The organism is Aerococcus agrisoli (assembly GCF_003797145.1).
Taxonomy (GTDB): domain Bacteria; phylum Bacillota; class Bacilli; order Lactobacillales; family Aerococcaceae; genus Aerococcus; species Aerococcus agrisoli.
The window spans coordinates 1-11,532 of the sequence record NZ_RKMG01000038.1 but is presented as its reverse complement, the minus strand read 5'-3'; the positions used below and the strand labels follow the sequence as shown (position 1 = coordinate 11,532).

Sequence of the window (11,532 nt, the reverse complement as noted above, 5' to 3'; positions counted from 1 at the left end):
TCTAACTTTTGGGGGTCGGTACCCTTTCAGGGGTTTTTGCATTATTTATAAATATACTTCTTCAGCTTGTAATACGGGTTCTAAGTGACCTAAAGGAATAGTCGACATGCTTGGACGCATGGTGCCTTTATTTTCATCACGACCTTGCAAGACGATTTTGGCATTGTCTTGACGGTAAGAGTTAATGGCCTTCAAGACTAATTGTTGGGTATTGTCTGCTGAATAGCGGTTGAACAAGACTGACAATTTTACAAAAGGTAATTGGGTCATCATTGGGTAATCGCCCATAGAGTCACCAAATGTCATTAATGGTTCACTTCCATGGCGTGTTTCTAAGAAGTGCTTGATGACTTCTACTTTACCAAGTCCTTTAGTAATAAAAGTTCCAGCTTCTAAACGGCTGTCAATCACACCATTTGCGTCCACATCGTAGCACATACCAAAAATGTTTTCAGTCGGCACATTGAATGGGGCATTTGAGGCAATCGTACGCACTAAATCAATTGGACTCGCACTGACCACATAAATCTCAATGTTGTTGGCGCGTAATACATCCCATAATTGTAAGATTTCGTCGGCAACGCGAATCCCTTGTTCAACAGTTGATTCGACCTTGCCCACTTTACTCTTGATATGCGGGCTTGAAAATAGGCGACGCAAAGTCAAAGGTTTGGCGATGGCATCTTGGAATACCTTGTGTGATAGGGCAGATAGTTCATCGGTCGTGTAACCCTTGAACCAGTAAATTGGAGAGTTCTCACCAGGAGTTCGTGAGAATTCATGGCCGGCTAATTGGTAGTACAAGCGTAGTTTAGCCGCAAATTCAGTATACTGGGTAAACTCTTTTACCTGATCCAAAGGAATACGTTCGTCTTTGGCTACGTCAATATAGTCGGTATATAGGACTTGGTATTGGGTCACGATGTCGTCGGCTAAGTCAATGAAAGTGGCCATATTCGGAGAGTTAGGGAAGATGGGTTGATGGAAATTCATTGGGCCGTTTGTTAGGACTTGGTAGAATTCTTCAGGTGTCATTTTGTAGGCTAGATTGTCTAGCATGTACATCATCAGATGATCTTCGATGTCGTGTAGGATGGTTGTGTTGTCAAAATCGAATACAACATAGTTGCGTTCAGCAGCTGATGCATCGGCAGGTGCAGCACCTTCGCGGATAGTTTCATTTAAACGTTGGAAAACAAAAGGATCCCATTTTTGTTGAGTAATTTGAGCTTGCATGTATGTAACTCCTCGTCTGTTGTTGCCTAAATAGTCTCATTTAATTATCTTATTATAAGATAATAGTAATAAATTCTTGTAAATTATCGGTCATAATTTAGTAAATTAATCAAGATTTTGTAAAAATAATGGCCTTAGCGTAGGAAACAATCTTTTTCATGATGATTGTATACGCCAATTGCTTCAAGATAGGCCTCAACAATTGTTGGGCCGACAAATTTAAAACCTTCTTTTTTCAAGCGCTTAGCCATAGCCTGATTGATTTCAGCTTCTTGGCCGTTAAAAGTCTCAGAAAAATCCTCAGCCATTTGATAGATGTAATCGCGAAAATTTGTTTGATTCGGATCGTTTTCAATCGCTAAAGCAGTCTGTGCGTTACTAATCATGGCTTTAATTTTTAGACGATGGCGGATAATTCTTTCATCTTTCATCAAGCGTTCCACATCATCTTCATCAAATTGTGCCAGAGTTTCCATATCAAAATCAGCAAAAGCACGACGTAAGGCGGGGCGTTTATTTAAAATAATTGCCCAGGACAAACCTGCTTGCATGGCTTCTAAGGACAAGCTTTCAAAGATTTCTTGGCTGGTATCCTTGATACGACCCCATTCTTCATCATGATAAGCAATCATTTGTGGGGTATTGGCAAAGCGGCATCTTGTAACCATCATATGACCTCTTTCTAAATGATTTCATTTTTGTATTGATTAAGGACAAATTATACCAAATTTCATCTTATTTTAATAGAATAAAACGATTACAGCTGATACTTTAACGATACTTTCTATCTAGCATGTAAGCGTCTATGATGTAAGTATAGACATTGTAAACTATTTCACTAAGTGGAGGGGAAAATATGAAACATTTATTAAAGTTAGCAGTATTGGGTATTGGGGCAAGTGTACTAGCGGCTTGTGGGGCAAGTGAGAGTGAATCAACTGTCATTCGAGTGGCGACATCTCCAGGGCCATATAGTGAATTATTTTTAGAAGAAGTTGCACCAATTCTTGAAGAAGAAGGCTATGCCATTGAACAAATTGAATTTACCGATTTACGTTCAGCGGATGTTGCCTTACAAGAGGGTTCAGCTGATTTGAATGTTGATCAACATAGTCTATATTTGGCCAATTTCAATGAAGAAGCAGGCGCTGAATTAACAGCTGTCACCGCAATCCCAACTGTTCCAGCAGGCCTGTTCCCTGGTACCAAAGATGATTTAGGAGCAGTAGCGGAAGGCGACCGTGTCGGTATTCCGGACGATCCATCGAATTACACACGTGCCTTATTAATTTTACAAAAAGCTGGCTGGATTACTTTAGCGGAAGATGCAGACACTTCTAGCTTAACGGAAGAAGATATTGCTGAAAATAATGCAGGTATTGAAATAGTTGCAATGCAATCTGCTACCATTCCAAGAACCCTAAGTGATTTAGCTTATGCCGTCATCCCAGGTTCAATTGCTTATGATGCTGATGTCGATTTTTCTACGATTCTATTAGAGGAAGACGTTTTACCAGATTTATTCCTACAAGCAGTTGTAGCCAATCCAGATCTAGCCGAAGAAGCTTGGGTGGAAGACTTGGTGACTATTTATCAATCAGATGACTTAAAAGCCAAAATTGAAGAAACTAATGCAGAATCAAATGAAACTTACTGGGTTTTACCAGAATAATTGCGTATTTTGACATAAAAAAGGCAAAGTGAAATCGTTTCCAAAATCATGCCGTTTATTATATGATAGAAGCATTAATAAATAGGAGTGATGTACATGGTTGAGTGTTATACAAACTATTGGGAAAATAGACGTGATGGTGTACGCAAGCAACATGGTTCTTATGCAACTGAAGAAGAAGCATTTGAAGGCATTCAAAGTTGGTGGGATTTGCATCAGGAAAAATATACCAATATTCAAAAACGACGCACCAATTCTGGCGCACTTGAAATCACCTATGGAGACGACAATTACTACTACCGTATTGAAAAACGCACCATTGATAAATTACCTTCTAAAAAAGTGAAATTACGCTCTGCAGGAGAAATTGCAGCCAAACGTAAGATGGAAAATTTGGATGAAGAATTTTATCTATTCGACGAACTAGCTGAACCTTATCGTGATCAATTAGTTATTGCGATGGGCAGTGGTCAACGCGTATTAGATTTTATCTATGATGAAAAAGGCCGTCCAGTTCGCGAATTAGAGAAGAAATAGCGTTAGCAATTTAGATAATCAGTAGGAACAGTTCTTATGGTTGTCATTTCCCCAAAGAAATCGATGACGATAAGGACTGTTTTGCCGTTCCATTTATAATCAAAATACACAATGAAAGAGTTGAAACCATGAATATTTATGAAAGAATCGAAACGAGTTTGGCCAAACAACAATTTTCTACCTTACTAGGAATCCAATTGGAAGCAGTAGAGGAAGGATTTGTCTCTTTATCTTGTAAAAAAAGAGATGATCTGACCCAACAACATGGCTTCTTGCATGCAGGCGTCACCACCACTTTAGCGGACTCTGCTTGTGGCTACGCAGCACTGACTACCATGGAAGAGGGGGATGAAGTTTTGAGTGTCGAATTCAAAATTAATCTCTTACGACCTGCCGTTGGAGACGAAATTCGGGCCGATGCCAAAGTTATTAAAGCTGGTAAAACCTTAACCATCACCGAAGCGACAGTCTATGACATCAAAACCAACAAAGAGATTGCCAAGATGCAAGCCACTATGGTCCGGGTTGTTGGCTAGCCATTGGTAGCTTAGGTTTTTAAAACGCCAATTCTTACCGAAAACAAATCCATTAAAAAAGATAAAATAGTCTTGACCGTCATTTAAAATGATGGTACAATGATTGAGTTGAGAAAAGAAGCAGAAACACCCGTTTCTCACCTGAGTCGACAAGTTACGTCCTCGGGTAGATAGATATTCAGTTCACACAAACTCGATTTGTGTGCTTAATACGGCGGGTAGAAGACTTTCTTCTATCCGTCGTTTTTTCTATGTGAAATTTCTCTTTCATACAGATTTAATGTAACAAATATGATTTATTGTACACAGCATCAATGGAGGTGTATTACTATCGCAAAAGATATGTTCGTAAACGAAAATATCCGTGCACGTGAAATTCGTGTAATTGATTCCGAAGGTGAACAATTAGGTGTCCTAAGTAAAGACGAAGCTTTAGCTAAAGCAGAAGACGCAAACTTAGATTTAGTATTGGTTTCGCCAAACGCTAAACCACCAGTTGCCCGAATCATGGACTACGGTAAATACCGTTATGAGCAACAACGTAAAGAACGTGAACAACGTCAAAATTCAAAACAAATTAGCTTGAAGGAAGTACGTTTATCTCCTACAATCGAAAAAAATGATTTTGATACAAAATTACGTCAAGCTCGTAAGTTCCTTGAAAAAGGAGACAAAGTAAAAGCAAGTATTCGCTTCCGCGGACGTGCGATTACTCATAAAGAAATCGGACGCGAAGTGTTAGAACGCTTTGCAGAAGAGCTTAAAGACATTGCAGAAGTTGAACAAAAGCCAAAAATGGAAGGACGCTCAATGTTCTTACAAATGGCACCAACTGCTGACAAATAAGTGAACATTATTTAGGAGGAAAAAACATGCCAAAACAAAAAACTCACCGCGCTTCAGTAAAACGTTTCAAAAAGACTGCTTCAGGTAAATTAAAACGTAGTCACTCAGAACGTTCTCACCGTTTCCACGGTAAAACTAAGAAACAACGTCGTCAACATAAACAAGCAACTACAGTTCATTCAACAGATATGAAACGTATCTCTCAAATGATGGACAGCTACAAATAATTCATAACGAATGATCGAAGTTCAGTCATGGACTGGACAGTACTAAAAGGAGGAAATTAAATGGCTCGAGTTAAAGGTGGAACAGTGACACGTCGTCGTCGTAAAAAATATCTTAAATTAGCAAAAGGTTACTTTGGTGCTAAGTCTAAATTATACAAAACAGCTAAACAAGCTGTAATGAAATCTTACACTTATGCATACCGTGACCGTCGTCAAAAGAAACGTGACTTCCGTCGTCTTTGGATTACACGTATCAACGCAGCTGCTCGTATGAATGGTATGAGCTACAGCACTTTGATCAACGGCTTAAAATTAGCTAACATCGATATGAACCGTAAAATGTTAGCAGACTTAGCAGTTAACGATGCTGAAGCATTTACAGCAATCGCTGAACAAGCTAAAGCAGCATTAAAAAACAAATAATTTACAGTTAATGTAAATCAGCCCAAGAAACCTCATACAGGAGGCTTCTTGGGCTTTTTGTTTTATCGGTATATCATAAAGATAAAGGGATAGTGTTCGGTAAAAACTATCAAAACTAATTGGAAATAGATACTATCCAATTAACCCAAAGCTTGATAGAATTTGTCTATTGAAGAGCTAGTGTGTTGATGCAGGTCGGCGTCCACACAGGCTACGGATAAACATTTTTTATTCGAGACATAATCATGTCTCACCGGGGGGAAATAATATGAAAAAATTTAAAGCTTTAGCAACATTAGGATTAGCATCAATTGCACTTGCAGCGTGTGGCGCACAAACTAACGAAACTGTAAAAGTAGGGGTAGTTGGCGACACAGCGACACAAATTTGGGAAAACGTAGCAGAGCGTGCTGCCGATGAAGGTATCACAGTGGAAGTTGTTACTTTTTCAGACTATACACAACCAAACCGTGCTTTACAAGACGGTGAGTTGGATTTAAATGCATTCCAACATACAGCTTTCTTAGCTGATTATGTAGCTGAAAATGACTCAGATTTAGTGCCAATTGGCTATACATTCATTTCACCAATGGGTATGTATGCAACTGAAGATATTACTGACGTTGAAAGTATTCCAGATGGTGCTTCTGTTGCCATTCCAAATGACCCAACAAATGGTGGTCGTGCTTTATTACTACTTGAAGCAGCAGGCTTGATTGAAATTGATGATGCAGCGTCTTACACACCAACTGTAGATGATATCACTGCTAACGACAAAAACTTAACAATCGATGAATTAGATGCAGCTCAAGTACCACGTGCATTAGGTGATGACGATTTAGTAATCGCCAACACAAACTACGCAGTGGATGCTGGTTTCGTACCACGTGAAGATGCCATCTACATCGATACTGATCACATGGACAAAGTGAACGACGTATACAAAAATACAATTGTAGCCAAAGCTGAAAATGCAGATTCAGAAACTTTCCAAAAAGTGGTTGAATTGTACCAAAGCGATGAAACAAAAGATTTGATTGCTGAATTCTCAGCTGGAACAGATATGCCAATCTGGGCTGAAGGTGACGATCCACAAGCTGACTTCCAAACAATCGTAGGCGAATAAGTCTATAAAAAATAGTTACATATTCTTGAAATAGATTGTGAGAGATGTATGATAGAATAAGACTATTAGCATAAAATTTTATGGACTAAACAAAATGTAGAGGTGAATTAAATGTCAATTATTGACTTAAAAGACGTCTCAGTTGAATTTGAAACGGATGCCGGTAAAGTTACAGCGGTACAAGATGTAAATATTTCAATCGACAAAGGCGAAATTTATGGGGTTATCGGTTACTCAGGTGCTGGTAAAAGTACTTTAGTAAGAACAATCAATAGATTACAACCTGTCTCTAGTGGACAAGTAATTGTAAATGGTAAAGAAATCAACAAATTGTCAGAAGTAGAATTGCGCGCTTCACGTAAGAAAATTGGGATGATCTTCCAACATTTCAACTTGATGAATGCACGTACGGTAGAAGGTAACGTCCTTTTCCCATTAAAAGATTCTGATTTGACAAAAGAAGAGAAACAGAAAAAAGTACATGACCTGTTAGATCTAGTAGGTCTTGCAGATCGTAAAGACGCTTATCCAAGTCAACTATCAGGTGGTCAAAAACAACGGGTTGCCATCGCGAGAGCATTGGCGAATGATCCAGACGTATTGCTTTGTGACGAAGCAACATCTGCCTTAGACCCTAAGACAACTTCTTCAATCCTGGAATTATTGAAAGAATTGAATGAACGCTTAAACTTAACCATCGTGATTATTACGCATGAAATGCACGTTATCAAAGAAATTTGTGACCGTGTAGCGGTAATGGAACATGGTCATGTGGTTGAACAAGATACTATTTTTAACATCTTCCGTCACCCACAACAAAAATTAACGCGTGATTTCATCGAATCAGCAAGTCCAATTGAAAAGGGTATTCAAGAAGTATTGGCTAATCCAGAACTATTGAACATCCATGAAGATGACCGCGTAATTCGCGTGAAATTCTCAGGTGCTTCAACTGGTGATCCGCTAATTTCATTATTGACTGAAAAATTTGGCGTAAAAGCGAATATCTTATTCGGGAACATCGAAATTTTACAAAACATCCCAGTTGGCACTTTACTACTGAGTCTAAGTGGTGAGCCAGCAAACGTTCAAGCAGCGATTGATTACATCCATGGCGAAGGTGTCGCATTACAAGAGTATACAAAACTTGGCGACGCATATACGACTAAGGAGGTTGAAGCCTAATGAACTTTTTAGAAACCTTATTACCAAACGCAATTGAAATTCCAGATGAATTCCTACAAGCAACGCTAGAGACCTTATACATGTCTATTATCACTGCAGTGCTTGCATTCGCACTTGGACTAGGTCTAGGGATTTGGTTGATTCTAACGCAACCTAATGGCCTTAAAGAGAATGCAGCTGTTTATGGTATTTTAGACAAACTAGTAAACGTCTTCCGCTCTATTCCGTTTGTTATTATGATTGCCTTACTAGTCAACCTTACACGTGCGATTGCAGGTACTTCAATTGGTACAACTGCCGCTATCGTGCCGTTGGTTGTTGCGACAATTCCTTTCTATGCGCGTCAGATTCAAAATGCCTTGGTTGAAGTCAACCCTGGTGTCATTGAAGCAGCACAAGCGATGGGTACTTCAACATGGGATATCGTAACGCGTGTATACTTAAAAGAAGCCTTACCAGGAATTATCCGTGTATCGGCTTTATCAATCATTAATGTTATTGGTTTAACAGCCATGGCAGGTACTATCGGTGGTGGTGGTCTAGGTAACCTAGCAATCACTCGTGGATACAACCGATTCCAAACCGATGTTACAATTATTTCTACAATTATCATCCTAATTATTGTATTTATTTCGCAAGCAATTGCGGATCGTTTAGTTAAAAAAGTCGAACACTAGTCAACAATTCGTCAACATACAAGGGGGAGAAATTTTATGAACAAGAAATTAAAATTATCTGCAACATTATTCGCATCAATTATCGCTTTAGCAGCATGTGGCAACACAAGCTCTACTGAAGAATCTTCAGCAGCTTCATCAACAAGCGAATCAACTGAATCATCATCAACTGCAGCTTCAACAGAAGAAGCAAAAGAATATACTGTTGGTGTTGTTGGGGATACAGAACGTTTAGAATGGGAAGCCGTTGCTGAACGTTTAGCTGATGAAGGTATCACATTAAATGTACAAGTATTTACTGACTATGTAACACCAAATACTGCTTTAGCAGATGGTTCATTAGACTTAAATGCTTTCCAACATTTAGCTTACTTAGCTGATTTCGTAACTGCAAACGATGGTGACTTACAACCAATCGGTTACACTTACATCTCTCCAATGGGTGCTTACTCAGAAGCTGTTGAAAGTCTTGATGACTTAGAAGACGGTGCAACAGTAGTTATTCCAAACGACCCAACAAACGGTGGTCGTGCATTACTATTACTTGAAACAGCCGGCGTAATCGAAGTAGATGATGCTGCAGGTATCACACCAACTGTTGACGACGTAACTACAAACGACAAAAACATTGAATTCACTGAAGTGGATGCTGCGCAAGTTCCGCGTTCATTATCTGATGCAGATGTAGTAATTGCCAACACAAACTATGCTGTAGATGCTGGTTTAGTACCTTCTGAAGACTCAATCTTCTTAGATACTGAAAATCTTGAAGACTTAGGAGCACAATACAAAAATGCGCTTGTAGTTCGTTCAGAAGATGCTGAAAACCCAGACTTCCAAACAATCTTAGCAGCTTACCAATCTGAAGAAACAGCAGCTACAATTGATGAAGTAACATCAGGCGCTGACCAACCAGCTTGGACTGAAAACGATGACGTTGCCGCTGACTTTGAAGAAATTTTAACAGCAACACAAGCAGCAGCAGAAGCTGAATAATTACAAATGGGATCCAAAACAGATATGGGTCTGCATGCCCCCCGGCGTGCAGATCTGTATCTTTTTTATTTAGAGGAGTATAATAGGACAAAATTGTGTACTAAAATAAAAGATTAGAATAATTTTATTTACTAGCCTTAAGCCTTAAAACTAAGGGTTTAGGGGCTTTTTTTCGAATTGTTTCAATTTAATATTTTCCTGTTACACTATCTTCTATTATTTGGCGTAAGAATTTGTTACAATAAGTTGAATTTATTGAAAGAAACTTTAGGAACGTAGGAGAAAACGAATGAGTCATATTAATATGGGACTTGCATTACGTACAGCTGTTGAAAGCGACATGTCGCAATTAACAGTCATGTTGGAAGATGCAATTGCTTTACTGGCTATGAATAACATTGATCAGTGGCAAAACGGCACAATTACAAGTGAAATGTTATTAAAGGGAATTATTAAAGATCAAGCCTTCATTTGGGAGGATAGAGATACACATGGTGTGGCCGCTTTCTGTGTTTTAGATACATATGACGAACCGTATGAGAATTTAGCAGAAGGAGAATGGACAGTAGAAGGTCCTTATTTCGCTATCCATCGTGTGATGGTATCCAATTTATTTAGACGTAAAAAAGTATCAACGCAAATGTTTTTGGATATTAAAAAAATTGCGATTGTGAATAACATTGCATCTCTAAGAATTGATACGCATCCAGATAATTTTATGATGCAAAAATCATTAGCCCGTAATGGCTTTAAACGTACTGGATTATTATACATGCCTTCAGGTAGTCCAAGATACACCTATGAATTTGATTTATCGGAATTTTAGCTTACAATGTAAGTGAAAGTTGTTTTTATTTTTTTGATAAAAAATGGAAAGGTCGAGATTAAATGTATTATGTAAAGAATGAACGAAATGGCGAGGAAATTTACGATCCAACATACAACTTAGCAATTGAGTACTTCTTGTTAAATGAGAAGAAATTGGATGAGCCAATCTTGTTATTCTATATTAATGAACCGTCTATTATTATTGGGAAAAACCAAAACACGCATGTTGAAATCAATGAAGAATACGTCAAAGAACATAATGTTCACGTTGTTCGTCGTTTTTCAGGTGGTGGGGCAGTTTACCATGATTTAGGGAATATTTGCTATTGCTTTATTACAAATGATGATGGGAATTCTTTCCGCGATTTCAAAAAATTTACTGATCCAATTATCGACTCATTACACAAAATGGGGGTTGAAGGAGCTGAATTAAAAGGCCGTAACGACCTAGTAATCGGTGACCAAAAATTCTCAGGTAATGCGATGTATGCAACAAATGGTCGTATGACTTCACATGGTACGTTGATGTTTGATGTTGATATCGATGAAACGACAAAAGTATTGAAACCTAAAGCTGCCAAATTAAAAGCAAAAGGTGTTAAATCAATCCGTAGTCGTGTAACGAATATCAAACCGCATATGGATGAAGCATCACAAGATATGACCTTGCATGAATTCCGTACAGCATTATTGCTAAATATCTTTAATGTTGCAAACCTAGATGAAATCAAAGAATATCAATTAACTGATCAAGACTGGGAATGGATTGATGACTTCCGTTCACGTTACACAAACAACGATGACTGGAACTACGGTGAAAACCCGGATTACGAAATCATCCGTGATGAAAGAACTACTGCTGGTCAAATTGAATTCCAATTCAATATTTCTAAGGGCAAAATTAAAGAAGCCAAAATTTATGGTGACTTCTTTGGTTTAGGTGAAATCTCTGATGTAGAGCAAGCATTAATTGGCCAAGACTACACACGCGAAAACCTAGTCAAAGTCTTCGAAGGATTAAACATCAAGAATTACTTCGGTAATGTAACTGCTGAAGAACTTGCTGATTTAGCTTCATTATAAAATATATGTATTTGTCGAAGAAACTGGATAAAAGCCAGTTTAAAGGCACGAACAATTCGTTAAAAAACGTAGTTCGTGCCTTTTTTGTTATGGACAAGGAACAATTGAATAAATATTTAAGTGTACTAGTGTGGCACGTTAAAGGACTGAAAGTGTAGTT

14 protein-coding genes are annotated in these 11,532 nt (G+C 38.3%); 12 read left to right on the top strand and 2 right to left on the bottom strand.

All coding sequences use genetic code 11. The features are described from left to right. Positions 1-45 precede the first annotated feature (45 nt). Both EF384_RS08780 and EF384_RS08775 read right to left on the bottom strand, forming a co-directional pair. Positions 46-1,236: an HAD-IB family phosphatase gene (locus EF384_RS08780; protein ID WP_123781232.1), complete on the bottom strand. Its 1,191-nt coding sequence runs from the start codon at positions 1,234-1,236 to the stop codon at positions 46-48. A gap of 134 nt (positions 1,237-1,370) precedes the next feature. After that, a complete protein-coding gene (locus tag EF384_RS08775) occupies positions 1,371-1,907 on the bottom strand; it encodes a DNA-3-methyladenine glycosylase I (RefSeq protein WP_233570083.1) in 537 nt (178 codons plus the stop codon). A 185-nt stretch (positions 1,908-2,092) separates the two neighbouring features. Between EF384_RS08775 and EF384_RS08770 the strand changes: the two genes are divergently transcribed. From EF384_RS08770 to lplA, 12 genes are all read left to right on the top strand, one after another. Then, on the top strand, positions 2,093-2,908 hold the full coding sequence (locus EF384_RS08770; protein ID WP_123781230.1) for a MetQ/NlpA family ABC transporter substrate-binding protein: 816 nt from the start codon (positions 2,093-2,095) through the stop codon (positions 2,906-2,908). Positions 2,909-3,004: 96 nt separating this feature from the next. Next, entirely contained in the window at positions 3,005-3,445 is a 441-nt protein-coding gene (locus EF384_RS08765; protein WP_123781228.1) for a hypothetical protein, read from the top strand. A 128-nt stretch (positions 3,446-3,573) separates the two neighbouring features. Next, the gene (locus EF384_RS08760; protein ID WP_123781226.1) at positions 3,574-3,981 is read left to right on the top strand and encodes a PaaI family thioesterase; all 408 of its coding nucleotides are present in this window, start codon (positions 3,574-3,576) and stop codon (positions 3,979-3,981) included. Between the two features lie 324 nt (positions 3,982-4,305). Continuing rightward, on the top strand, positions 4,306-4,827 hold the full coding sequence (infC, locus tag EF384_RS08755) for a translation initiation factor IF-3 (protein WP_123781234.1): 522 nt from the start codon (positions 4,306-4,308) through the stop codon (positions 4,825-4,827). Between the two features lie 26 nt (positions 4,828-4,853). Then, positions 4,854-5,054, top strand: a complete 201-nt coding sequence (gene rpmI / locus EF384_RS08750; protein WP_094518175.1) for a 50S ribosomal protein L35 — start codon at positions 4,854-4,856, stop codon at positions 5,052-5,054. A gap of 60 nt (positions 5,055-5,114) precedes the next feature. After that, on the top strand, positions 5,115-5,477 hold the full coding sequence (rplT, locus tag EF384_RS08745) for a 50S ribosomal protein L20 (RefSeq protein ID WP_123781224.1): 363 nt from the start codon (positions 5,115-5,117) through the stop codon (positions 5,475-5,477). 268 nt (positions 5,478-5,745) lie between these two features. Next, the gene (locus tag EF384_RS08740) at positions 5,746-6,603 is read left to right on the top strand and encodes a MetQ/NlpA family ABC transporter substrate-binding protein (RefSeq protein WP_123781222.1); all 858 of its coding nucleotides are present in this window, start codon (positions 5,746-5,748) and stop codon (positions 6,601-6,603) included. Positions 6,604-6,714: 111 nt separating this feature from the next. After that, entirely contained in the window at positions 6,715-7,788 is a 1,074-nt protein-coding gene (locus tag EF384_RS08735; protein ID WP_123781220.1) for a methionine ABC transporter ATP-binding protein, read from the top strand. Further along, a complete protein-coding gene (locus tag EF384_RS08730; protein ID WP_123781218.1) occupies positions 7,788-8,465 on the top strand; it encodes a methionine ABC transporter permease in 678 nt (225 codons plus the stop codon). The genes EF384_RS08735 and EF384_RS08730 overlap by 1 nt, the downstream gene beginning before the upstream one ends. A 36-nt stretch (positions 8,466-8,501) precedes the next feature. Then, entirely contained in the window at positions 8,502-9,461 is a 960-nt protein-coding gene (locus tag EF384_RS08725; protein WP_123781216.1) for a MetQ/NlpA family ABC transporter substrate-binding protein, read from the top strand. Positions 9,462-9,750: 289 nt separating this feature from the next. Beyond that, complete coding sequence (locus EF384_RS08720; protein ID WP_123781214.1) at positions 9,751-10,287, top strand: N-acetyltransferase; 537 nt, start codon at positions 9,751-9,753, stop codon at positions 10,285-10,287. A 62-nt stretch (positions 10,288-10,349) separates the two neighbouring features. Next, a complete protein-coding gene (gene lplA, locus EF384_RS08715; protein ID WP_123781212.1) occupies positions 10,350-11,372 on the top strand; it encodes a lipoate--protein ligase in 1,023 nt (340 codons plus the stop codon). The last annotated feature ends 160 nt before the right edge of the window (positions 11,373-11,532 follow it).